This is a genomic window from Dactylosporangium sp. NPDC049140, from assembly GCF_040648435.1.
In genome coordinates this window covers 1-23,548 of sequence record NZ_JBEZDS010000027.1, presented here as the reverse complement: position 1 = coordinate 23,548, position 23,548 = coordinate 1, and the positions used below count along the sequence as shown (strand labels likewise).

22 protein-coding genes are annotated in these 23,548 nt (G+C 74.6%); 7 read left to right on the top strand and 15 right to left on the bottom strand.

Annotation, left to right across the window (positions count from 1 at the left end; genetic code table 11):
- Positions 1-12: 12 nt before the first annotated feature.
- Together nhaA and AB0B76_RS34410 are read right to left on the bottom strand one after the other, a co-directional pair.
- On the bottom strand, positions 13-1,206 hold the full coding sequence (gene nhaA, locus AB0B76_RS34415; protein WP_360383190.1) for a Na+/H+ antiporter NhaA: 1,194 nt from the start codon (positions 1,204-1,206) through the stop codon (positions 13-15).
- 75 nt (positions 1,207-1,281) lie between these two features.
- A complete protein-coding gene (locus AB0B76_RS34410; RefSeq protein ID WP_360383188.1) occupies positions 1,282-1,425 on the bottom strand; it encodes a hypothetical protein in 144 nt (47 codons plus the stop codon).
- A 61-nt stretch (positions 1,426-1,486) separates the two neighbouring features.
- On the opposite strand from AB0B76_RS34410, the gene AB0B76_RS34405 reads away from it, so the two are divergent.
- Entirely contained in the window at positions 1,487-2,581 is a 1,095-nt protein-coding gene (locus AB0B76_RS34405; protein ID WP_360383187.1) for a hypothetical protein, read from the top strand.
- Between the two features lie 54 nt (positions 2,582-2,635).
- On the opposite strand, the gene AB0B76_RS34400 is transcribed toward AB0B76_RS34405, so the two are convergent.
- Together AB0B76_RS34400 and AB0B76_RS34395 are read right to left on the bottom strand one after the other, a co-directional pair.
- On the bottom strand, positions 2,636-3,592 hold the full coding sequence (locus AB0B76_RS34400; protein WP_360383185.1) for an MBL fold metallo-hydrolase: 957 nt from the start codon (positions 3,590-3,592) through the stop codon (positions 2,636-2,638).
- Between the two features lie 74 nt (positions 3,593-3,666).
- Positions 3,667-4,539: a serine hydrolase gene (locus AB0B76_RS34395; RefSeq protein WP_360383183.1), complete on the bottom strand. Its 873-nt coding sequence runs from the start codon at positions 4,537-4,539 to the stop codon at positions 3,667-3,669.
- 24 nt (positions 4,540-4,563) lie between these two features.
- Here AB0B76_RS34395 and AB0B76_RS34390 point away from each other — a divergent pair, with 24 nt between their 5' ends.
- The 3 genes from AB0B76_RS34390 to AB0B76_RS34380 all read left to right on the top strand — a co-directional run bounded on the left by AB0B76_RS34390 (position 4,564) and on the right by AB0B76_RS34380 (position 7,073).
- Positions 4,564-5,547 carry a LysR family transcriptional regulator gene (locus AB0B76_RS34390; protein WP_360383182.1) on the top strand — a complete coding sequence of 328 codons (984 nt, stop codon included), beginning with the start codon at positions 4,564-4,566 and terminating at the stop codon, positions 5,545-5,547.
- A gap of 72 nt (positions 5,548-5,619) precedes the next feature.
- A complete protein-coding gene (locus AB0B76_RS34385) occupies positions 5,620-6,360 on the top strand; it encodes a glycosyltransferase family A protein (RefSeq protein WP_360383180.1) in 741 nt (246 codons plus the stop codon).
- A complete protein-coding gene (locus AB0B76_RS34380; protein WP_360383179.1) occupies positions 6,357-7,073 on the top strand; it encodes a polysaccharide deacetylase family protein in 717 nt (238 codons plus the stop codon). The genes AB0B76_RS34385 and AB0B76_RS34380 overlap by 4 nt, the downstream gene beginning before the upstream one ends.
- Positions 7,074-7,076: 3 nt before the next feature.
- Here AB0B76_RS34380 and AB0B76_RS34375 read toward each other — a convergent pair whose 3' ends face one another.
- On the bottom strand, positions 7,077-7,841 hold the full coding sequence (locus AB0B76_RS34375; protein ID WP_360383178.1) for a BTAD domain-containing putative transcriptional regulator: 765 nt from the start codon (positions 7,839-7,841) through the stop codon (positions 7,077-7,079).
- Positions 7,838-8,038: a hypothetical protein gene (locus tag AB0B76_RS34370; protein WP_360383177.1), complete on the bottom strand. Its 201-nt coding sequence runs from the start codon at positions 8,036-8,038 to the stop codon at positions 7,838-7,840. The genes AB0B76_RS34375 and AB0B76_RS34370 overlap by 4 nt, the downstream gene beginning before the upstream one ends.
- 187 nt (positions 8,039-8,225) lie before the next feature.
- Here AB0B76_RS34370 and AB0B76_RS34365 point away from each other — a divergent pair, with 187 nt between their 5' ends.
- Positions 8,226-8,996 (top strand): LuxR C-terminal-related transcriptional regulator, encoded by a 771-nt coding sequence (locus tag AB0B76_RS34365; protein ID WP_360383176.1) that lies wholly within the window; start codon positions 8,226-8,228, stop codon positions 8,994-8,996.
- A gap of 82 nt (positions 8,997-9,078) precedes the next feature.
- The gene (locus tag AB0B76_RS34360; protein WP_360383175.1) at positions 9,079-9,948 is read left to right on the top strand and encodes a hypothetical protein; all 870 of its coding nucleotides are present in this window, start codon (positions 9,079-9,081) and stop codon (positions 9,946-9,948) included.
- Positions 9,949-9,959: 11 nt separating this feature from the next.
- Here the strand turns inward: AB0B76_RS34360 and AB0B76_RS34355 are convergent, their stop codons facing one another.
- The 8 genes from AB0B76_RS34355 to AB0B76_RS34320 form a co-directional block, all read right to left on the bottom strand.
- Positions 9,960-10,844, bottom strand: coding sequence for an ROK family protein (locus AB0B76_RS34355; protein ID WP_360383174.1), 885 nt, complete (start codon positions 10,842-10,844; stop codon positions 9,960-9,962).
- A 13-nt stretch (positions 10,845-10,857) separates the two neighbouring features.
- Positions 10,858-11,499, bottom strand: coding sequence for a 4'-phosphopantetheinyl transferase superfamily protein (locus tag AB0B76_RS34350; protein WP_360383375.1), 642 nt, complete (start codon positions 11,497-11,499; stop codon positions 10,858-10,860).
- Positions 11,499-13,205, bottom strand: coding sequence for a bifunctional diguanylate cyclase/phosphodiesterase (locus tag AB0B76_RS34345; RefSeq protein WP_360383173.1), 1,707 nt, complete (start codon positions 13,203-13,205; stop codon positions 11,499-11,501). The genes AB0B76_RS34350 and AB0B76_RS34345 overlap by 1 nt, the downstream gene beginning before the upstream one ends.
- 61 nt (positions 13,206-13,266) lie before the next feature.
- Positions 13,267-14,070: an SAM-dependent methyltransferase gene (locus tag AB0B76_RS34340; RefSeq protein WP_360383172.1), complete on the bottom strand. Its 804-nt coding sequence runs from the start codon at positions 14,068-14,070 to the stop codon at positions 13,267-13,269.
- 100 nt (positions 14,071-14,170) lie between these two features.
- A complete protein-coding gene (locus tag AB0B76_RS34335) occupies positions 14,171-18,145 on the bottom strand; it encodes a tetratricopeptide repeat protein (protein ID WP_360383170.1) in 3,975 nt (1,324 codons plus the stop codon).
- Complete coding sequence (locus AB0B76_RS34330) at positions 18,142-18,552, bottom strand: hypothetical protein (RefSeq protein ID WP_360383169.1); 411 nt, start codon at positions 18,550-18,552, stop codon at positions 18,142-18,144. Before AB0B76_RS34330 ends, AB0B76_RS34335 begins: the two co-directional genes overlap by 4 nt.
- Before the next feature lie 51 nt (positions 18,553-18,603).
- Positions 18,604-19,545, bottom strand: a complete 942-nt coding sequence (locus AB0B76_RS34325; protein ID WP_360383168.1) for an NAD(P)-dependent oxidoreductase — start codon at positions 19,543-19,545, stop codon at positions 18,604-18,606.
- Between the two features lie 61 nt (positions 19,546-19,606).
- Positions 19,607-20,509: a LysR family transcriptional regulator gene (locus AB0B76_RS34320; protein WP_360383167.1), complete on the bottom strand. Its 903-nt coding sequence runs from the start codon at positions 20,507-20,509 to the stop codon at positions 19,607-19,609.
- 84 nt (positions 20,510-20,593) lie between these two features.
- Here AB0B76_RS34320 and AB0B76_RS34315 point away from each other — a divergent pair, with 84 nt between their 5' ends.
- Positions 20,594-21,319, top strand: a complete 726-nt coding sequence (locus AB0B76_RS34315) for an alpha/beta hydrolase (RefSeq protein ID WP_360383166.1) — start codon at positions 20,594-20,596, stop codon at positions 21,317-21,319.
- Between the two features lie 360 nt (positions 21,320-21,679).
- Here AB0B76_RS34315 and AB0B76_RS34310 read toward each other — a convergent pair whose 3' ends face one another.
- Positions 21,680-22,780, bottom strand: coding sequence for a hypothetical protein (locus AB0B76_RS34310; RefSeq protein ID WP_360383164.1), 1,101 nt, complete (start codon positions 22,778-22,780; stop codon positions 21,680-21,682).
- Between the last annotated feature and the right edge of the window lie 768 nt (positions 22,781-23,548).

The following is a 23,548-nucleotide window of genomic DNA, read 5'->3' as shown; positions in this document are numbered from 1 at the left end:
ACATGCGCGGCATCACGCCGGCGGGGCGCGGCGGCGGTACCGGGCCGCGCGGACCGACAGGATGGCCGCGGCGAGGACTGTCGCGATCGCGGATCCCGCGAGCACGCCGCTCTTGGCGTCGTCGAGCAGGCGCCGGCTGCCGTAGGACAGCTCGGCCATGAGCAGCGAGACCGTGAAGCCGATCCCGGCCAGCTGGGCCAGGCCCACGATGTCCCACCAGCCCAGCTCGGGGCTGAGCTCGGCCGGCGTGAGCGCCGCGGTCAGCCAGGCCCCGCCGGCGATCCCGGCGACCTTGCCGGCGACGAGCCCGAGCACGATCCCGACGGTGACCGTGTCGCCGAAGGGGCCGGCGGTGCGGAAGGTGACTCCGGCGGCCAGGAAGGCGAAGACGGGCAGGACCACCGCGGCGGTGACGGGCCGCAGCAGGTGCTCGGCCCGGCGGCTCGGGTCGGTCGCCTCGCCCGGCAGGGCCCGGGTCCGCATCAGCAGCCCCAGCGCGGCGCCGGCGATCGTCGCGTGGACCCCGCTCTCGTGCGTCAGAACCCAGACCGCGACCGCCAGCGGTACCGCGACCGCCGACCCCGGCACCCGCAGCGCCCGCAGCCACGCCGCGGCCCGCCCGGTCTGCAGCAGCCCGAACACGGCGAGCAGGCCCAGCGCGGCCACGAGCGGCGGCCAGCTCACCCCGGCGGCGTAGAACACCGCGATCACGACGATGGCGACGAGGTCGTCGACGACGGCGAGGGTCAGCAGGAACGTACGCAATGCCGGCGGGATCCCGCGGCCGACCAGGGCCAGCACGGCGACGGCGAACGCGACGTCGGTGGCCATCGGGATGCCCCAGCCGGCGGCGGCCTCGCCGTGCCCGGCGTTGACCGCGGCGAACACGAGCGCCGGGACGACGACACCGGCCAGGGCGGCGGCGATCGGGAGCAGCGCCCGGCGCGGGTGGCGCAGCTCGCCGTGGACGAACTCCTGCTTGAGCTCGTTGCCGACGAGGAAGAAGAACACCGCGAGCAGCCCGTCGGCGGCCCACACGGCCAGCGGCAGGCGCAGATGCCAGGCGGCCGGCCCGACCTCGGTGCCGCGCAGCGTCTCGTAGGCCGCGGCCCACCGCGAGTTCGCCCAGACCAGCGCCGCGACCGTCGCCACGAGCAGCAGCACGCCCCCGACCACGTCCCGGCGCAGCGCCGCAGCGACCTTCACCGCCGCCATCCTACGGTCGGGACCAGCGGCTTTCGCTCACTCGCACCGCGCCACGGGTGGCCGTCCGCGGATGAACTACGCCCCGCCGCCGCGCGCCGGCAGGAGCCCCTCGATGGCGGTGAGGAAGGTCTCGGCGACCAGGGCCGGGTCGAACAGGCAGCCGGCGGCCATGGCGCCGTCGCGCAGCATGACGTAGTGGCGGGCGGTCGGCTCCGGCACCGCCTGAGCACGGCCTCCGGCGGGACAATGCGAACCGCGGACATCGACTACGGTGACGTCCGTGACCTATCCGCCGAACGGTGAACCCAGCCACAACCAGTACTACGGCGCCCAACCGGCGCCGTCCGGGCCACCGACCGGTGCCTTCCCGGGCCAGCCGGCCGCGCCCGGCTACCCGCCGCAGTACGGGGAGCCGGCCGCGCCGGGCTACCCGCCGCCGCAGTTCGGGGAGCCGGCCGCGCCCGGCTACCCGCCGCAGCCGCAGTACGGGGCGCCGCAGTACCCGCCGCCGACCGGCGCTTTTCCGAGCCAGCCGCCGGGGCCGCCGCCGACCGGGGCTTTCCCCGGCCAGCCGGCCGCGCCGGGTTACCCACCGCAGTACGCGCCGCCCCCCGGGTACCCGCCGCAGCCGCCGCCCACCCAGTCCTGGCAGGCGCCCGGGCCGCCGCCCGGCGGACCGCGCGGCACGCTGCCCTGGGTGCTGATCAGCGTGATCGCCGGCGTCGTGGTCCTGGCCCTGGTCGGCGGCGTGCTGGCCATCCGCCAGCTGACGAGCTCCGACGACCCGGAGACGCCGGGCGCCCAGTCGGCCTCGACCACGGGCGCGACCACCACCGGCCCCGCCCTGCCGACCAGGGCCCCGACGAAGGGCGCCACCCCGACCAAGGCGGCCGCGCCGGCGAAGTACGCCGCGCCGGGCGACCTGTGCTCGTCGGACCTGACCGCGCTCGGCCCGTACGCGGCCAAGAAGGAGAAGTCCACGCCGAACGTGCGCAAGACCGGCGACGTCGCCCGCTCGGACTGCGACTTCGACCTGCGCATGTCCTCCGGCGTGAAGGTGACCTTCGGCATCAAGACCCAGGTGTACGCGACCGCCGACGACGCGAAGGACTACTTCGACGTCGGCTACGACGCGGACAAGAAACGGTTCTTCGACGCCGACCTGAGCGGCCTGGGCGAGCAGTCGTACGGCACCAACCGGGACTGGGACATCGGCTCGAAGACCAGCGACTACACGATCCGCCTGGTCGACAGCAACCTCTACTTCTCCGTGAGCCTGGTGACCTTCGGCACCAGCTTCGTGCCGAAGGACCAGCTCAAGCCGAAGGTGATCGACGAGGCCAAGGCGCTCATCGCCAAACTGCCCAAGGCCTGACGCCGTCCGCGCGGCCGGGGGAAGCGCCCGTCGTTTCCCCCGGCCGCGGGGGCGTCAGAAGGTGTACGGCGTGTCGTACTCCGGCATCAGCACCCGGGCGCGCGGCGAGGCCTGGTGGATCGCGGCGACGAACGCGTCGAGCTTGGCCTGGTCCGAGGCGGCCACCGCCGGCGGGTTGTGCAGCGGGGTCTCGAAGTTGTCCCAGTGCACCGGGACGACCACCCGCGGGTGGTCCAGCGCCGTCAGCAGCCGCGCGGTGTAGTCGTGCACCACGCCGCCGGACGGCAGGGCGACCATCGCCACGTCCGGGGCCAGGCCGGTGAGGTTGCGCTCGACGAAGTCGCTGCCGCCCATGAAGAAGACCTTCGGGCCGCCCGCGATCGTCACCTGGTAGGCGAGGGTGTCGCCCTCCGGCAGGTCCGCGATCGTCTGCGGGGCCGGCGGCTGGGCGACCCGCACGCCCGGGAACGCGAGCGAGTAGGCGGCGTTGCGGCTGTGCAGCGCCGCGACCACCTCGACGGTGTAGTCGCCGAAGTCGAGGTACTCGCCGCCCTTGACCGGGATCGCCTGGCCGCCCGGCACGCCCGAGGCGAGCGCCAGGTGGTAGGCGGTGAGGGTGCCCAGGACGCGGACGCCGGCGACGGTCTTCGCGATGTGCGGTACGTCGTTGAAGTGGTCCCAGTGCGTGTGCGTGACCAGGACCGTCTCCGGCCGGCCGATCCGCGGGCCGATCGCGTCGGGGTCGGCCCGCAGCGGCGTCGCCGGGTCGAACGCGCCCGTGAACAGGCCGGTGGGGTAGCGCGTGAGGTACGGGTCGACGAGGACCGTGCGCCCGTTGACGTCGATGCGCCAGCCGGAGGTACCGAACCATCGGAATGTGCCGTTGCCGGAGCGGTCGGCGGCCGGGTCGGCCGCGGCCCGGCCGGCGGCGGCGAGGCCGGTGGCCACGGCGGTGCCGGCGACGGCGGTGCGGATGAGGGCGCGGCGGTTCAGATCACGAGTTTCGATCATGGCGACCACCCAAGCACCGCGCCGCTCGGGCTGTCCAAGACCAAGGCCCGGCACGGCCCATATCCGAGTGGATATCAGCGCTGGTCACGCAGCTCGGAGACGGCGGCCGCGGCGGCCCGGCCCAGGGCCGTGTCGACCTCGATGCGGGGCGCGCGGCCGCCGCCGGTGACGAAGACCGCGATTGCGTAGCGACCGCCGTCCGGGTACTCCGCGACCCCGATCTCCATCGCGAGCCCCGGCAGCGTGCCGGTCTTGCCCGCGACCCGGACCTCGGCCGGGAACCCCGACCGGAGCCGGGTCCAGGACAGCTGGCGGGCCATGAGGTCGCGGACCGCCGCGCACGCCGCGGGCGGGCCGGCCTCGTCGCGCCAGACCAGGCGGAGCAGGCGGGTCATCTCCTCGGGGGTGCTCGACGTCGTGCGCCGCGGGTCGAACACGCGCAGCGCCGCCACCCGCTCCGGCGGCAGCGTCGGGAACAACCGCGCGAACTCGGCGTCGTCGCGGGCGCCGATGTCGGCGAACATCGACTCGAGCATCTCCCGGGGGCCGCCGACGACCCGGGTGCGGTGCAGGCCGAGCTCGGCGGCGAGCAGCGCGAGCAGGTCCGGGCCGCCGAGGCGGCGCAGCAGGACGTCGGCGGCGCTGTTGTCGCTGACGGACATGGCGAAGTACGCGAGGTCGCGCAGGGACAGCTCGACGTCGTCGGCGCATCCGGCGGTACCCCAGCCGCCGAAGCGGTCGCCGGCGCCGATCACGACACGCTCGGCCGGGTCGAGGGCGCCGGCCGCGACCTGCCGGGCGAACTCCAGCACCAGCAGGACCTTGACGATCGACGACAGCACGACCGGCTCGCCGGCGCCCACGCCGACCGCCCGCCCCGAGTCGATGTCGCACGCGTGCAGCCGGCCCCGCACCCCGGCCGCGGCGAAGGTCTCCTCGATCAACATAAGGTCAACACTAAGGTCGACTCCATGGCCGACCTGTCGAGGCACCTGCGGTACTTCCTCGTCGTCGCCGAGGAGCTGCACTTCAGCCGGGCCGCGGAGGTGCTCGGCATCGCCCAGCCGCCGCTGAGCCAGGCGATGCGCCGCCTGGAGCGCGAACTGGGCGTGACGCTGTTCGACCGGCTGCCCCGCGGTACCGAGCTCACCGCGGCCGGCCGCGCCCTGCGCGACGAGGCGCCCCAGTTCCTGGCGGCCGAGCGGCGCCTCCGCGCGCTCATGCACAGCATCCGCGACGGCGACCTCGGCACCCTGCGCGCCGGGGTGCCGCCGGAGACGCCCGCGGCCGCCCTCGGCGAGATCCTGCGCCGCCTCGGCGAGCAGGCCCCCGGGCTGGACGTCGACCTGCAGGAGCTGACCACCGCCGAGCAGCTCGACCTGCTGGCCGCGGCGCGGCTGGACGTGGGCCTCGTGCACCACCCGGTCGACGCGGCCGACCTGCGCCGCGGACCGGTCACCCGGGTGCGCCTCGGCGTCGTGCTGCCGCGCGTCTCGCCGCTGGCCCGGCTGGCCGAGCTCACCGTGGACCAGCTCGCCGGGCAGGGGCTCGTGGTGTTTCCGCGGGCGACGGCGCCGCAGTGGTACGACACCCTGATCGGCGCCTGCCGGGAACTCGGGTTCGTGCCGTCGCGGGTGCGCCACGCCCGCAATCCGGAGTTCCTCTGCGGCCTCGTCCTGGCCGGGCTCGGGGTGGGCCTGGAGCGCGAGGACGCGGTGCGGCGCGAGCCGCGGGTCGCGTGGCGGCCCCTCGCGGGCGACCCGCTGTGGCAGGAGACGTCGGCGGTGTGGCCGCGGCGCGCCCCGCACCCGGCGGCGGCGCGGTTCGGCGAGCTGGCCGGCGCCGTGCTGGAGACCCGTGCCGACGTGCCCGGGCGCATCCTGGGCGCGCCGGGCCCGTGGTCGGTGGTGTTCGACCGCGCGAACACGGATGGCGTCAGCCGGAGGCCGGACTAGGGGGAAAGCCCCCGATGGAATTCGGGGGAGATCCGGATCGTTTCGAGCCGTCCGGAGGTCGAGACTCTTCCCATGACTGACAGGCCCAGGTTCAGCATCGTCATTCCGTGCTTCAACGAGGCGGCCTACCTCACCGACGCCCTCCTCTCCCTGCGCAAGCAGGACTTCGAGGGCGAGTTCGAGGTCGTCGTGGTCGACAACAACTGCACGGACGACACCGCCGGCATCGCCCGCGACTTCGGTGCACGGGTCGTGACCGAGCCGGTGCCCGGCGTGTGCAACGCCCGGCAGCGGGGCACGGAGGCGGCGCTCGGCGAGATCGTGGTCTCGGCCGACGCCGACACGGTCTACGACCGCGACTGGCTCAGCCGCATCGACGCCCGGTTCCGGGCCGACGAGGGCGTCGTCGCGGTCGTGGGGCCGTGCCGGTACGCCGACGGCCCGCGCTGGGGCCAGACCTACGGCCGGATGCTGTTCGGCGCCGTCAACGGCGTCTACAAGATGACCGGCCGCGCGGTCTACGCGAGCGCGACGAACATCGCGTTCCGGCGCGAGGCCTGGACCGGCTACGACACCACCCTGACCCAGGGCGGCGACGAGCTCGACCAGCTGCGCCGCCTGCGGCCGCAGGGCCGGATCGTCTACGATCACGGCAACCCGACCTACACCTCGGGCCGGCGGCTCAGCCGTGGACTGACCTACAACCTCTTCGTGAGCCTGCCCGTGCACTACGTGCTGACCTACGCCGTGAACCGCGCCGCGGGCCGCCGCGTGCTCGGCCAGGCCCCGGCGTTCCGGGAGACGTCCCGATGATCGTGCTCGCGGTCCTGACCCTGGCGGCGGCGCTGGGCGTGTCCTACTGGCTGCTGATGTCGCCGTTCGCGCCGTCTTCGCGGCGGTACCCGTACCACGCCCCCGCCGCCGAGAAGGTCGTCGCCCTGACCTTCGACGACGGGCCCAACGAGCCGTACACCTCGCAGATCCTCGACCTCCTGAAGGCCAACGACATCCGGGCGACGTTCTTCCACGTCGGCCAGTGCGTCGAGCGCCACCCGGAGGTCGCGGTGCGCGCCCTGGACGCCGGCCACGTGCTGGGCAACCACTCGCTGAGCCACCGGTTCGGCACCTACCTGCGGCCGCGGGCCTTCGAGCGCGAGGTCGAGCGCACCCAGCACATCCTGGAGGGGGTCACGGGCCGCACACCGGCCCTGGCCCGCACGCCGTGGCTCTGGCGCCAGCCGGCCCTGCTGCGCATGCTGCGCCGCCGCGGGCTGCACGCCGTGGCGGGCGAGTTCGTCCACGCCCTCGAGGTCTTCCAGCCGTCGGGGGTACGGATGGCCCGCCGCGCGATCGCCAAGACCCGCCCGGGCTCGATCCTCATCTTCCACGACGGCTTCGACAGCCGCGGGGGAGACCGGACGCAGACGGTGGTCGCGGTGCGCGAGACGATCGCGGGGCTGCGGGCGCGGGGGTACCGCTTCGTGACGGTGGACGAGCTGCTCGGCGTGCCGGCGTACCAGGCGTAGCCGTCACTGTGGGACAGGGGCGCGCAGCCGGCCGATCTGGGCGCGGCGGCGCGGGACCGGGAGGCGGCGGATCAGGTCGGCGGCGGGTTCGGCGCCGAGCTCCGAGCGCAGCAGCGCCCGGTACGCCTCGTAGCTGCGCCGGGCCTCGACCCAGTTGCCCTCGGCCAGGTGGGCCTCGATCAGGGCCCGCTGCGCGCTCTCCCGCAGCGGCTCCGCGCCCACCGCCGTCAGCGCCGCCTCCACCGCCTCCGCGCAGCGCGACGACGCGCGCAGGCGCTCGCTCACGGCCTCGATCGCGTGCAGCATGCGCTGGCGCAGGCGTTCGCGCTCCATGAGGAGCCAGTCGTCGTACCAGCCGGGCAGCAGGTCCAGGGCGTCGCCCCACCACGGGGCGATGACGAGGTCGGCCGGCTCCTCGGTGCGCTGGATCAGGCGGGCCGCCCAGGCGTTGATCACGCTCAGGTCCACGGTGACCGCGCCGGACACGCACAGGGTCCACTTGTCCGCGTGGATCAGCTCGACCGGCAGCGTCCGCAGGCGCCACAGGGCCGAGCGCAGGTTGCCCGCGGCGCGGGCGTCGTCGCCGGTGGGCCACAGGGTTCCCGCGGCGCAGCGGCGCTCGATGCGGCCGGTCCGCAGCGCCACGAACACGAGCAGGCGCTTGCTGCCCTCCGGTACCTCGTAGCGGCGGCCGCCGAGGCTGAGACAGGGGCCGCCGGCCAGGTGCAGGACGGGGGTTCCGGCATCGGCGAGCACACTGATCGTCACCGGCTCGCCTCCTCCGCGAAGTGCTCGAGGAACTCATGGACGGCGGCGGTCGCCGCTTCCACGTCGGGCAGCCGCCGGGACTCCTCGGCCGTGCGAGTGTCGATGTCCGGGTTCATGAGCACGGTGATCAGCAGGCCGGACGGTTGCCGTTGCACGCGGAGCACGCAGACGCCGGTACGGTTGGCTGGCATTGGCATGGCCCCAGCCTCGCCGGTCATCGTCACCGCACCGTGCTGCGCCGCCCCCCGTATGCTCGCAGACTCCCGGGCGCGGCGACATACGACGTGTCACGTAGCCCGACCGGCGGACCTCGATAGGCTGAACGTCTAGACGAGGAGCCGACAGTACGGTCGAGTCCGGCTCCGCGGCCGAGATGCTGACAGTATGGCGGCGCTGTCGGCACGCGACTACGAGCGGATGCTCGACCTCGTCATGTGCGCGATGGTCGACATCGACGAGGGTCGCTCGGCGTGGCAGCGGGTCTGCGTCGAGCTGGGCGGGTCCGTCGACGCCGCGCTCGCCGGGATGTTCGACATCGGCTGGCCCGAGGGCGTCGCGCGCCGGCGGATGGTCTGGCCCGCCTGGGTCGACGAGGTCGCCATGACCAACGGCGACTCCGCCGCGCACCCGCTGGTCCGGCACTTCGGCCTGCGCCGCGCCTGGCGTACCCGCACGCTGCGGGACGTGCCCGACGACTGCGGCTGGCTCACCGCGCCGCGGTACGCCGCCGCCCGCGAACAGCTCGGCGACGTCACCGAGCACGTCGGCGTGCCGCTGTCCGTCGTGCGCGGCGGGTTCCGCTTCGTGGCGCTCGGGCGCCCGGACACCAACTTCACCGACCACGAGCAGGCGTACCTCTCCCGCGTCCAGCCCGTGCTCGCCCGGCTCGACGGCCACCTGGAGACCGTCGTGCGCTGGCGGGGCGCGAACGGCACCGGCAGCGCGCCCAGCGCGCTCGAGGAGCACCGGATCACCCCGCGCGAGCTGACCGTGCTGGCCCTGTTCGCCGACGGCCTGACCATCCCCGCGATCGGCCGCCGGCTCGGCATCTCGCCGCGGACGGTGACCAAGCACCAGGAGAACCTGCAGCGCAAGCTGCGCACCCGGGACCGGCTCACGACCGTCCTGCGGGCGCAGCGCCTCGGCATCGTCTGACCGGGGCCGCCTTCTCCGGTGACGCCCGGGTGACGCTCGGGCCCCACGCTGGGTCCGGAAAGTCTCCCTGGAAAGGCCGACCATGCTCATCACCGAACTCGCGCTGGTCGCGGACACTCCGAACGTGACCGGCTCACAGCTCAACCGCGTCGCCGCCGCGCTGCAGAAGCAGGCGATCCGTGACTTCGCGCCGATCTGGGACATCGTCGCCACGATCGACGGCTTCGAGCGCCTCGAGGACGTGCCGATCGGGTACTGGCCGATCATCGTCCGCGACGACATCGACGCCCCGGGCGCGGCCGGCGTCCACCTGGACCGCAACGGCCAGCCGTTCGCGCTCGTGCAGGTCGGCGACAGCTGGTCGCTGACCGCCAGCCACGAGATGCTCGAGATGCTGGTCGACCCGTTCGGCAACCGGCTCGTCGCCGGCCAGTCGCCCAAGCCGGACCAGGGCCGCGTCGAGTTCCTCGTCGAGGTCGCCGACCCCTCCGAGGACGCGCAGTTCGGGTACACCGTCAACGGCCTGCTCGTCTCGGACTTCTTCACGCCGCAGTTCTACGACCCGGTCGCCGCCGGCGGGGTGCGGTACACCTTCGGCGGTCACCTCACCGGCCCGCGCCGCATCGCCAAGGGCGGCTACCTCAGCTGGCACGACCCGATCAGCGACCACTGGTGGCAGCAGATCTGGTTCGACACCGACGAGCCGCAGTTCCGCGACCTGGGCCGCCTGACCGACCGCGCGGGCAGCCTGCGCTCCGCGATCGACGCCCGCACCCAGACGGCGCTGCGCATGGCCCGCGAGGGCGCCGGGTCGGCCCAGCTCACCTCGGCCCGCGAGCTGACCGCCCAGATCAAGACCACGACCGGCTCCCGGGCCGGGGACCTGCGCCGGCAGATCCAGGACATCCGCGACGCCGGCGCCACCGAGGGGGTGTGGGTCGACGTGCCGTAGTACCGGGCCGGTCAATCGGCGGCGCGGGCCAGCAGGAGCGCGCCGTGCAGGGAGGAGACGGCCCCGAGCGTGGCCGCCCGCACCGGGGCCGGGGGATGGCCCGGCCGGCCCAGGGCCGCGCTGCGCTCGGCGACGGCCGGCACGAAGCCCGGCAGCCCGGCCGCGAAGCCGCCGCCGATCAGCGTGAGCGACGGGCGGAACAGCTCGCCGAGGCTCACCGCGGCCGCGGCCAGGGCCGCCGCGCTCTCCTGCACGGTGGACACCGCCCACGCCGCGCCGGCCGGCCAGGCCTCGCGCAGCTCGTCGAAGGTGACCGGGGCGCCGCGGGCCGCCGCCGCGCGCCGTAGCGTCGACGCGCCCGAGGCGATGGCCTGCAGGCAGCCGGCCCGGCCGCAGTCGCAGCGGGGTCCGGCGCGGTCGACCAGGATGTGCCCGACCTCGCACGAGCCGCGCCCGGGCCCGGGGCACGGGCGGCCGCCGACGACCGCGCCGCCGCCGATGCCGGTACCGACGCCCAGGTAGACCACGTCGGCGCAGCCGGCCGCGGCGGCCTCGGCGATCGCCGCGAGGTCGCCGTCGTCGGCCACGCGCACCAGGGCCGGGCCGAACCGCCGGTCGAGCGCGGCCCGCAGGTCCAGCCCGGTCCAGGCCGGACGGGTGGGCCAGGCGGTCACGCGGCCGGCGCCGTCCAGGGTGGCCGGCATCGCCACGCCGACCGCGCGGACGACGTGATCGCCGATGAGCGTGCGGGCGTGCCCGTGCAACCGGGCCAGGTCGTCGTCCGCTGTGGACGAGCCGGGCCAGGCGAAGCCGGCCTCGCGGGGCGGTTGCCCGTCCGGCTCCAGGCGCAGCGCCACCTTGGTGCCGCCGACGTCGATGCCGAGGACCGCGCTCATCGGGGGCCGGCGTTCACCGGGGGGCGGGCAGGGCGATCGCCGTGAGGACCAGCCCCGAGCGGGCCAGCCACCGGCCGTCGAGGCGGCTCATCGGGCCGGGCACGAGCAGCCGGGCCGTGAACGCGCCGGCCTCGGCGTCGATGGTGATGTCCGCCTCCGTGAAGTCGAGCCAGCGCCGCGCGAGCGGGTACCACGTCTTGTACACCGACTCCTTGGCGCTGAACAGCAGCCGGTCCCAGCGCACCTCCGGCCGCGCCAGCAGCAGCGCGCCGATGCGGTCCACCTCCCCGGGCCGGGCGATGGAGTCGAGGACGCCCTCGGGCAGCGGCTCGTCCGGCTCGGCGTCGACCCCGATGGAGGCGAGATCGCGATCGCGGGCGACAACGGCGGCACGGTACCCCGCGCAGTGCGTGATGCTGCCCACGACGCCCGGCGGCCACAGCGGCTCCCGCTTCGGGCCCGACAGCACCGCCACCGGCGGCTCCCCGAGGCCCAGCAACGCCTGCCGCGCGCAGTGCCGGGCGGTGGTGAACTCCCGCCGCCGCTTCTCGACCGCGCCGGCGACCAGGCGCTCCTCCTCCGGCCACAGCTTCGCGTCGGGAGGGTCGCCGGTCACCTCGAAGGCGCTGGACGCCGCGGGCAGGATCTCCTCGATCAAGACGTCGCGAGCCGTTCGGTGATGTGCTCGGCCGGGGCGGGGCGGCCGAGATGGTACCCCTGGCCGGTGTCGCAGCCGAGCTCCAGCAGGCGCCGGCGCTGGGCCTCCGTCTCGATGCCCTCGACGGTCACCGCGAGGCCCAGGTCGCGGCCGAGCTTGATCATGGCGGTCAGCACCGTCTGGTCGGGGCCGTCGGCGGCGTGGCGGCCCTTGAGGTAGCCGGCGAAACAACCCGCGATCTTGATGGTGTGCACGGGCAGGTTGCTGATCTCGGCCAGTCGGCAGTTGCCGGTACCGAAATCGTCGAGTGAGATCCGCACGCCCATGCGGGCCAGGCCGTCGAGCGTGCCCAGCCCCTCCGGGTCGAGCAGGACGTTCTCGGTGACCTCCAGGTGCAGCAGGCCCTCGGGCAGCCCGGTCTCGTCGAGGATCGCCCGCACCATGGCCGGCAGGCCCGGCCGGCGCAGCTGCGCCCCGGCCACGTTGACGCTCACGAACATCGGCCGGTCGGGGTCGGCGGCGCGCCACGCGGCGGCCTGGACGCAGGCGCGGCGCAGGACGTCCTCGCCCAGGGGCACGATCAGGCCGGTGTGCTCGGCCAGGTCGATGAACCGGCCCGGCATGATCACGCCGTGGACCGGGTGCCGCCACCGCACCAGCGCCTCGGCGCCGGCGAGGTGCCCGGTGGCCAGGTCGACGAGCGGCTGGTACTCCACCGCGAACTCGCCGCGGGTGAGCGCGTCGGGCATCTCCGCGCTGAGCGCGTGGCGGGCGCTCTCCTCGGCGGCGCGTTCCGGGTCATAGACCATCCAGTGCCCGCGCCGCTCGCGCTTGGCCCAGGCCAGGGCCTGCTCGGCCGCGCCGAGCAGGGCCGCGGGGTCGGTGTCGGCGGCGGCCTGCTCGACGACGCCGACGCTGGCCCCGATCGGCAGGTTGTACCCGTTGTTGATCGGGAACGTGTGCGCGATCGCGGCGAGCGCCTCGTCGGCAGCCTTCGTCACCTCGTCCGGGCCGGTGGTGTCGGCCACGAGCAGGACGAAGGTGTCGTTGTCGAGGTGCGCGGCGAAGTGCCCGGCGGTGCGGGCGAGCCGGTCGAGGCGGTGCGCGACGGTACCCAGCACCTGGTCGCCGCTGCGGTAGCCGAGGCTCTCGTTGACGGTCCGGAACCGGTCGAGGTTGATCAGGCACAGCCCCAGCCGGCGCCGCGGATGCCCCTCGAGAGTGTCGCCGAGCTGCCGCAGCAGCGCGTCGCGGTTGCGCGGGACGGTGTGGGTCCGCACGGTCAGCGTGCGCTTGGCCAGCTCGGCGCGCCGCAGCTCCTCCTGGGCCGCGACCGTCTGGTCGATGAGGGCGCCCGTGAAGCCGGTCGCGACGGCGCCCAGCAGCTCGTCGAGGCGGGCGCGGGCGTCCGGGCGGAGCATCCGCACATCGGTGAGGAAGCGCCGCCCGATGAGCATCGTCGTGCCGCCGAGCAGCTCCGGCGTGGCGATCCCGGCCGCCACGAGGTCGGCGCCGAGCTGCCGCCCGGGGGCGGCCGCGAACGGCTCGGCGTGCAGTGCCTCGGCGAGCCGCCGCGCGAACCGCTCGAGCAGGGCGTAGACCTCTTCGCGGCTGTGGCGCAGCACCGTCTGGCCGGTGACGACACGGGTCCAGGCCCGGGTGAACGCGTCGATGCCGGCCGTCCGGCCATCGGACGGGATCACGCCGCTGATTATGGTCCAACGACAACGCTGAATGCCAGCGCCACGCGGACGCAAAGCCGATCTACGGTTTGCGGCCGACGGCCGCGAGCACCTCCGGCCGGGGCTCGGTGCCGCGGTCCTCGGGCTCGGGGTGCCAGTCGGTCACCGGTACGACACCCGGCGCGACGACCTCCAGCCCGTCGAGCAGCCCGCGGATCTGCTCCGCGCTGCGCAGGTGCAGCGGCGTCGAGGTGCGCTGGTACACCCCCTTTACCGCATCGGCGTCCTCCTCGTGCTGCGGCGGCGGCGAGCCGTGCGAGATCGCGATGAAGCTGCCCGGCTTCACCGCCTCCCGGAACCGGCGCACGATGCCCGCCGGGTCGTCCTCGTCCGGCACGAAGTGCAGCACCGCGATGAGCATGACCGCGACCGGCTCGGTGAAGTCCAGCAGCCCGCTCACCGCGGGGTGGCGCACGATGTCGTCCGGGCGGCGCACGTCGCCGACCATCACGTCGGCGTTCGGGTTGCTCGCGAGGATCGCGCGGCCGTGCGCGACGGCGACCGGGTCGATGTCGACGTACATCACCCGGGCCCCCGGATCGGCCTGCTGCGCCACCTCGTGGACGCTGGCCAGGGTCGGGATGCCCGAGCCGACGTCGAGGAACTGGCGCACGCCGCCGGCCACCAGCCGGCGCACCGCCCGGCCAAGGAACGCCCGGTTGGCCAGCCCGATCTGGCGCGCGTTCGGCGCCATCGACACGACTCGCTCGACCATCTCCCGGTCGGCCGCGAAGTTGTGGAACCCGCCCAGCGAGTAGTCGTACATCCGCGCCGCGTTCGGCACGCTGATGTCAATGTCCTCCGGTGCCCACTCCGGTCGCGTCATCGCCGTACCGCACCCCCCATGTCGTCGTCAGCGCCGTCATATTATGGCCACATGGCCTCAGACGCCAGGCCCTGAAGACCTTGAATTTCCGGCCCGACGATCAATCGACGCTGTCGACCATACCGATGCGGCGGAGGATGCGGTCCGCGTCCCGGTGGCCGGCCGCGCCCGCCGGGTCGCCGAGCTCGTCCGCGCACCGCGCCGCGCCCGCGAGCGCGCGGGCCCGCTCCAGCGGCGACCCGACCGCGACGGCCAGCGCGAGGGCCCGGTGGTGCCGCGCGCGGGCGCCCTCGGCGTCGTGCCCGCGCAGCAGCAGGCGGCCCTGCAGGTTGAGGACCTCGGCCTGCCCGCGCCGGTCGCCCACCCGCTCGTAGGTGTCGAGCGCGGCCGCGAGGTCGGCCGCGGCCGCGTGGTCGTGCCCCTGGGCCAGCCGCAACGCGCCGAGGGCGGCCCGCACGTACGCGGCCCGGTGCGGCTCCCCGGTGGCGCGGGCCCGGGCCAGGGCCGTGTCGAGCAGCCGCTCTGCCTCGTCGAGGCGCCCCGCCTCGCGGTGGACCACGGCGAGCTCGCACAGCATGCCCGCATACGGCTCCGGCTGGAGCCGGCGGTACCCGTCGTGCGCCTGCCGCAGCCACTCGGCCGCCCCGTCGAGGTCACCGGCCAGGCGCCGCTGCACGCCGAGCTCGAACTGCGCGGACGCCTCGCCGAACGGGTCGCCGACGGCCCGGAAGATCTCCAGCGCCGCCTCGCCCAGCGCGCTTGCCCGCGGCAGGTCGTCGAGCAGCCGGCGGACACCGGCCAGGAAGCAGCGCGCCCAGCCCTCCCCGGCCCGCTCACCGCGGGCGACGCGGAGGTCGAGCGCCCGCTCGAGCGCCCGCAGCGCCGCGCGGTACCGCGACGCCCCCTGGTGCGCGAGGCCGAGCTGGGTGAGCACCCACGCCTCGGACGACCGGTCGCCCGTCGCCCGGCAGCGCCGCAGCGCCCGGTTCAGGTCCCGCACCGCCGCGGGGTAGTCGGCCCGCGCCAGATGCTGGTTGCCCCGCTCCGCGATCACCCGCAACTCGACGGTTCCCGTGGCCCCCGGCAGCGCCCGCTCGAAGGCGTCGGCCGCACGGTCGTGGTCCCCGCCCGTCCGCCACACCACGCCCAGGTCGCACTCGACCTCGGCCGCGTTGGCCCGGTCGCCGGCCGCCGCGAACCGCGCGCCCGCCTCCCGCAACAGCTCCACCGCGCCGTCCCGGTCGCCGCCGCCGAGCCGCACCTGGGCGAGCTGCCGCCCGCTCCACGTCTCGCGCGCCGCGTGGCCCAGCTCGGCCGCGATCAGCCGGGCCTCCGCGAACGCCTCGCCCGCCTCCGCCCACCGGCCCATCGGCAGGCACAGCAGCCCGAGCTCGGCCAGGGTCTCGCCCAGGCCGGTGCGGTCGGCGAGGCGGCGGCGCACGTCGAGCGCCTCGCGCAGCTCGGGCGCCGCCCGGGCGTACTCGCCGAGCAGGCGCAGGACGACCCCGTGCTCGTGCAGCGACCAGCCGAGCGCGGCCGCGTCGTCGAGGTCGCGGCGGACGGCGACCGAGCGCGCCAGGGCCGCCTCGGAGGCGGGCAGGTCGTCAAGCAGCCGCCGGACCACCCCCAGCTCCGCCGCGGCCCATCCGGCCTGGCGCCGGTTGTCGGACCGCGTGCCCGCCTCGACCGCCCGCTCGAGCGCGATGGCGGCCTCGGCCGGGCGGCCCGACAGCCGCAGCACCGTGGCGAGGCGGCCGGAGGTGCCGGCCTCGTCGTAGAGGTTGCCGTTGTCGCGGTCGATCGTCGCGGCGCGCTGCAGCGCCAGCCGCGCCTCGTCGTACCGCCCGGCCGCCCGATGGGCCTCGCCGAGCGCCTTGAGCACCTGCGTCTCGGCCCGCCGGTTGCCCAGGTCCTCGACGATCGCCAGCGCCTCGCGCAGTACCTCGGCCGCGCCGGCGTGGTCCCCGCCGCCCGTCCGGGTCTCGCCGAGCTGCCGGAGCAGGTCCGCCTCCACGCTGCGCTCGGCCAGCTCGCGCGCGGTGCCGAGGGCCGTCTCCAGGTGCGCCGTCGCGGCCGCGTGCTCGCCGGTCGCCGACAGCGCGGCCGCGAGCTGGCCCTGGAGGTCGGCCTCGCCCAGCCGGTCGCCGAGGCGCCGGCGGACGGCGAGCGCGCGCTCGAAGAGGGGCACCGCCGCCGCCGGGTCGCCGTGGAAGCGCCGCAGCACGCCCCAGGCCCGCAGCGCCGTGGCCTCGCCGGCGTGGTCGCCCGCGGCGCGCCGGCCCTCCACCGCCTGCTCCAGCTCGGGGTCGCCGTCGAACTCGCGGCTCACCGCGAGCCGGACGGCGCGGATGATGTTGGCGGTGAAGACCTGCCCGGCCGCGTTGCCGGTCTCCTGCCTGATCGCGAGCGCCTGTTCGAGCGTGGCCAGGGCGGTGCCCGGGGCGCCGGTGAGGGCCTGGACGACGCCGAGCTCGTGCAGCGCCCACGCCTCCACCTCACGCTGGCCGAGTTCGCGGTGGATGAGTACCGCCGCCTCGAAGTTCTCCCGGGCCGCCGGATAGTCGCCGAGGCGGCTGCGGAACGAGCCCAGCTGCCCGAGCGCCCACGCCTCGTTCTGGCGGTTCCCGCGGCGGCGGGCGGCGGTGTTGTACCGCTCCACGAGCTCGATCCCGAGGGTCAGCGGCCCGTCCAGGTTCACCACCGTGACGCAGCTGTACGTCAGGTCATCCGCCCGCTCCGACCAGCCGCGCTCCTCGGCGCAGCGCAGGGCGGCCAGCAGGTTGCCGCGCTCGGCCCGCATCCAGGCGGCGGCGCCGGCGAAGCCGAGCAGGTCCGGCGCGTCGGGCGGGGCCGTGCTGCCGGTGCGGATGCTGTACCCGCTCAGCTGGTCGCTGGCCAGGGCGGCCAGCGCCTGGTAGTGCGCGAGGAGCCGCTCGACGGCCGGGTCGCCCTCGCCCGGCTCGGCCTTCGCCCGCAGGTAGCGCCCGACGAGGTCGTGCAGGCCGTACCGCTGATGCCCGAACTGCTCGAGCAGCCGGTGGGTGTGCAGCTCCCGGAGCCGGCGGTGGGCCTCGTCGAGGGGCAGGCCGGTCAGCGCGGCGACGGCGGGCGGCCCGATGTCGCCGCCGGGCGCGATGCTGAGCAGGCGCAGCACCGCCTGCCGGTCCGCGCCGAGCCGCGCGTACGACAGCTGGAACGCCGATGCGACGCCGACGGTACCGTCCTCGAGGTGCGCGTCGATGCCCGCCAGCCGGTCCCGGGCCGACTCCAGGTCCGCGAGCAGGTCGCGGACGTGCCCGGCCTCGGCGTCGGCCCCCGCGGCCACGATGGTGATCGCCAGCGGCAGCCGGCCGCACAGCCGCACCAGCGCCTCGGCCGCGGCGTGCTCGTCGGCGCGCAGCGGGCGCGGATGGACGCGGGCGAACAGCGCCACGGCGTCGGGCACCGGCAGCGTGTCGACGGTCAGCAGGGTGGCCCCGTAGTCCCGGCGCAGCCCGGCCAGGCGCTGCCGGCTGGTGACGAGCACCAGGCACGACGCGGCCCCGGGCAGCAGCGCGGCGATCTGCCGGACGTCGGCCGCGTTGTCGAGCAGCAGCAGCATCCGCCGCCCGGCGACCAGGTCCCGCCAGGCCGCGGCCCGCTCGTCGGTCGCGGCCGGGATCTGCTCCGGGGGTACCCCGGCCGCGGCCAGCAGCACCGCCAGGACCTCGGCGGGCTCGGCCGGCTGATGGTCGGCGCTGTGCGCGTGGAGGTCGACGAAGAGCTGCCCGTCGGGGTACCGGTCGGCGATCCGGTGCGCGACCCGCAGGGCCAGGGCGGTCTTGCCGACGCCGGGCATGCCGTCGAGGGCGCAGATGCTCGCGGTACCGTCGGCGATGCCCGCCAGGATCCGCTGGATCTGCTCGTCCCGGCCGGTGAACGTGGCGATGTCGGCCCGCAGCGTCCGCATCCGCGGCGGCGGGGGAGTCGCGGCCGCCACGACGATGTTGTACTGGTCCCCGGCGAACTGGTTGAACGTGCCGCCGAACGACTGGCCCGTGAGGGTGACGCCGGGCTCGCGCGGCGCCCCGCTCATGGCCGGTGGTCGTGGTAGTGCTGGTCGCCCACGAACTGGTTGAAGGTGCTCGTGCCGTGCGCCTCGCCGCGCATCGTGACGCGGCCGATCGTGACCTGGGCCGAGGCGGCCGGCGCCGGGACCCGTTCGAGCAGCGCCCGCAGCTCGTCGCCGGCCTCGGGGTGGTCCATCAGCAGCTCGAGGGCGCGCGCCTGCCAGATCCGCACCAGCGCGTCCTCGACGTCGGCCCGGCCGGCCCGCCGCGCCCCGGTCACCCGCTCGCGCAGCGCGTCGAGGTCGGCGGCGATCGGGTCGTCGCGGCGGTACCGCCGCCAGACGGCGACGACGCCCGCGTGCGCCCGCGACCACTCGTGCGTGGCCATCGCCGCCACGAGCGCGGCGCCGAACGAGGTAACCACCGGATCCACGTCACTCACGATACGTGGCCGCGGCCACTACGCATCGGTACGGCTCGGTGGTTACCGCGGCACGACGTTGCGCAGGGCCGCCCCGGTGCGCAGCGCCGCCAGGTTCTCGGCGATCAGCCCGGCCGCGCCGATCGGCCGGCCGCCGGCGGCGTGCGGCGTGATGATGACGTTCGGCTCGTCCCACAGCCCGGATCCGGCCGGCAGCGGCTCGGTCTCGAACACGTCGAGCCCCGCCCCGGCCAGGCGCCGGTCCCGGATCGCGGCGAGCAGCGCCGCCTCGTCGACCGTCGAACCACGACCGACATTTATCACCCAGGCGTGGGCCGGCAGCAGCGCGAGCCGCTCGGCCCCGAGCGCGTGCCGGGTCTCGGCGGTGCCCGGAAGGATCATGACCAGGACGTCGGTCGCCGGCAGTACCGCCGGCAGGTCGTCGGCGAGCAGCACGGGCACGCCGCCGCGTTCGCCGCGGTGCCGTGCGATGCCCGTGACGGTCGCGCCGAGCGCGGTGAGGTGCGGCGCGAGCGTGGCCGCGATGCCGCCGAACCCCCAGATCGTCACCCGGGCCCCGCGCAGGGTCCGGAAGGTGCCGGCCGGGGCCACCGGTTGCAGCCCGCCGAGCTCCCCGGCCCACCGGTGGCCGACCTGCGCACGGATCACGAGGTTGAGCCGGCGCGCCGCGGCGAGGATCAGCGCGAGCGCGTGCTCGGCCACGGGCGTGTCGTGCAACGTCTGCCCGGCGGTGATGACGACGCCGGGGTCGAACCCTGCCGCGAGTACCGCGTCCGGCCCGGCGGCGAGCGTCTGCACCCAGCGCAGCCGTCGCAGCCGCCGCGCCGAGTCGAGCAGTTGGTCGGCCGGGTTGCCCCAGACCACGAGGGCTTCGGCCTCACAATGCTCGCCGGGCACCGGCCGGTCCACGGCGTACCCGACGGCGACGACATCGGACGGCAGCTCGACGTCGAGGTCGATGCTGCTCGGCAGGAGCAGTTTCATGCCCTCGAACCTACGGCCCGTTCTCCTGCGTGGTGGTGGCGGCCGGGACTCTTCGGAACATTCATTCGCGTCGGTACCGGGCCGTGACCTCGGTCGCGAGCTCGATCGCCCGGGCCGCGAGCGGGGACTGGGTGCGCCCGGAGGGCCAGAGCAGGTAGATCTCGCGCGGCGGGAACGCCGGTCGCAGCTCGTGCACGGCCAGCGTCTCGCCGGCGCCCCCGAGCGTTTCGGCAACGCCCTCGAGGACCAGCCGGGGCAGGACCGCCGAGCCGATGCCGGCCCGCACCATCGACAGCACGGCCTCGTTGCTCGTCGTGCGGAACACGTTGCGGGGCCGCACGCCGGCGCGGGCGAACGCCTCCTCCACCCGGGGCTGGTCGCACACGGCGGGCCACGCCACCATCGGCGCGTCGTGCAGCGCGCGCAGGGGCACCGGGCCGTCGGGGAAGGCGCCGCGGCGGGCGACGAGCGCGTACGGGTCGTCGAGCAGCTTGCGGTGCTCGACGTCCCCGGCGACCCGCCCGTCGAAGAAGACCAGGTCGAGGTCGTCGACGCGCGGCGGGTCCGTCTCCTCCTCGAACAGGCGGATGTCGCAGTCGGGGTACTCCGCGCGCAGCCGCCGCACGAGCCGCGGCAGGATCACGGTGGACAGGCTCTGGAACGTGCCGATGTCCACGCGGCCCTGGCCGGCCCGGAACCGGTCGAGGGCGTCGGCCATGGCCCGGGCCCGGCTCAGCAGTTCCCGGCCGTGGGCCAGTACGACCCGCCCCAGCGGGGTGATCGTCACCGGCCGCGGCCCGCCCGGCCGGTCGAACACCGCGCCGCCGACGGCCCGCTCCAGCCCGGCGACCTGCTGGCTCACGGTCGACTGGGTGTACCCGAGCCGCGCCGCCGCCCGTCCGAACGACCCCTCCTCGACGATGGCGGCCATGGTGGCGAGATGGCGCAGATCGACGTCCGTCACGTCGCCATTCTATCGGCTAATACGATCGCTTTGATCGGAACCAATCGTTTTTCAGCATGCTTCGCCGCGGTTAGCGTGACAGGCATGACCACTTTCGTACTGATTCACGGGGCGGGGGACTCCGGCTGGTCCTGGCACCTCGTGGCCGCCGAGCTGCGCGCCCGGGGCCATGACGTGGTCGCCCCCGACCTGCCGGACGCCGAGTCGGCCGACCTCGACACCTACGCCGCTGCGGTGGTCGCGGCCACCGGCGACCGTCCGGACGCGATCGTCGCCGCGCACTCGTTCGGCGCGTTCACCGCGCCGCTGGTGGCCGACCGGCTCGCGGCCCGCGCCCTCGTCCTCGTGGCCGGGATGATCCCCGCGCCCGGCGAGCGGCCCGCGGACTGGTGGGCCAACGTGGGCTACCAGGATGCGGTACGCGCCCAGGCGGCCCGGGACGGCGGGCTGACCGGCAGCGACGATCCGTACGTCTGCTACTACCACGACGTGCCCCGGCCGCTCGCCGAGGAGGCCCTCCGCCGCGAGCGCGCACACCCGTCGGAGCCGGCCTACGCGCAGCCCTGGCCGCTGGACGCCTGGCCCGGGGTACCGACGAGATTTGTGCTTTTCCGGCAGGACCGGTGCTTCCCACCGCAACTGTTCCGGCGGCTGGCCCCCGAACGGCTGGGCGTCACGCCCGACGAGCTCGACGCCGGCCACTGCGGCGCACTCAGCCGCCCGGCGGCGCTGGCCGACCTCCTGCACAGCCAGGGCTCCTCCTCGCTGCGCTCGTCGGCGCCCCGGCCGTCAAACCGCGCCGGCCGATGACCGGCCCCTCCGCTCCGCTCCGGACCGGTCATGCGTAGCGGCCCGCGGTCGGCGATCTGGCTGCCGCTCTTCGACGAACTGGCCGATCCCGTCGCCGTCGCGGGCCTGGCCACGGCGGCGGAGGAGGCCGGCTGGGACGGGTTCTTCGTCTGGGACCACGTGCGGTGGCGCGCGCCCGTGAGGTCGGTCGCCGGCCCCGCTGGTGGCGGCGGGCGCGACGTGGCTGCTGACGGCGTTCGAGCCGGGGGCGCTGTCCCTGAACCACGTGCGCGGTGTGGTGCATGACGGGCCTTAGCTTGATCTTCAACCTCGTCGTCGGGGTCGTGGCTTGGTTGTGGTGGTGTTCTTCCTCGATGTCTGCTACTTCGCCGTTCCGCTGCTGGCAGCCCATTCCACGGGCGCCGAGGTGTAATGCTGCAGCAGCTCAACCATCTCCACGGCCGGCATCGTCCGCCGTGGCATGGCGACGATGGCGATGGGTGAGCCGTACTTCTTGATGTTGCTCCGCATCAGCGCCCGACGCACCGCGCTCAGGTGCGCGAGGTGCCGTTCGGGGTCATCGACGATCAGCGTGACCACCCGGGCCTCGGCGGCTTGCGGCGAACTGGCCGTTAAGCTGCCATTCGACAGCGGGCGTACCCGGATCGCTCGGACGTCGGCCCACAATCCGCTCGTGCGCTGTGCGGGTATCTCCCACCCATCGGGCGTGAACCGTGCGGCAACCGGCCGGCGCAGGGCCGGACTGGCCGCGTACAGGATGGTGGCGAGCGCGAGGGTGTAGACCACGGCGAGGACCGTGACCAGGGTCGCGAGTATCGGCGGACTCGAACCGTGCCAGACAAGGACGACGAGCAGCCATAACACCAGCGCCATGGCCAGCAGCATGGCGAGGCTGACCAGGACACGACCGCGCCGCAACGTAACCTCACGCACCCCGGTGCCGGCGGGATCCGCCATCGGGCGAGCCAACGGTTCGGGGACCGGAACCTGGGCGTGGTACGGCACGGTGAACCCGGATTCGGCAGCGGCGGTGACCCACGCCGACTGGCCGGGCGTCGGGGTCAGCGACCCGAGCCGGGCGGCCTCCATCCCGAGCAGGCCGCTGGCGTGCAGCCGCTGGTATCGCCGACCCCAGGTGAGCAGGCCCGCGATTCCGCCGAGGGTCGCGACGAGTATCAGAGCCATGACGACGTCGACAGTCCGTGGCGAGGCGCGTGACGCGACCAGTGCCGCGGCGATCGGGATCAAGACGGCGACCAGTGCCACCGGCACCAACAGGCGTACGATGCGTAGTCGCTTCGCTACCGTCCGGCCGTACCCGGCGGCGGCCCAGGCGACCCCGACGTCCGAGGGCGCGACACCGCGGCTCGCGGCCGCGACGGCGTCCTTCCGGGCCTGCACGCTCAACGCTCGCCAGGCCCGGCCTGCGTGCCGGCCACGCGGAATCTCGAGCTCCACCATGACTCCCCGAAGTAGCTGTCACATCGTTCGGTCTACCGCGGCGACGAACCGCCGCAAGGAGGACCGCAACGTAGGCTAGCCCTAGGCAGCGGGATGATCGATCAAGGGCTGCGGCCCTGATCAGTCGGGGTCGATATCACCCGACCCTCAGGTTAAAGATCAAGGTGCGCCACGAACGCTGAAAGGGGCTCTACGTAGGAGAGTTTTCTGAATGCGATGCTGTGCGAGGGATGAAGGATTGGCCCTTCGATGTCGTCCTGTGGGGGAGGGCATCAAACCACCGTATGCGGCGTTAGCCGAAGACTGTCGTCGTGAGCGATACGGAAAAGGCGTCCGCTGAGGCGTCAGGTAGGGATCAGGAAGACGGTGCGCAGTCCCGGAAACGGGATCGCTGATGACGTGTCGTTATTTAATTCAAGTGACATCGAAACCGGACGTTCTTGTGCGTCCGCGATCAGTCTGGCGGGAGCCCACCGACTGGCCAGACGGTGTCCGGCATGGAGGCGACGTGAGCCTGATCTGCGGCCTTCGCACGGAACGTGGGAAGGCGTGCCCCGATATTGCCGCCCTGGTCGTGGCGAGAGGGAGCGGCCCAAGCAGCAGAACCTGCGAGGGCTTGAGTACCGATGCGGGGCGCGTCGGCGGACCGGCTTGTAGTAGCGATGAAGACCCTGCTGGGCGCGGTGGGGTCGGAGCGAAGGGGCCGGGTCATCCGTGGCTTGTTCGTGTGGCCAACCGGCATCCGGGAGGAGCCCCATGGACGAGTTG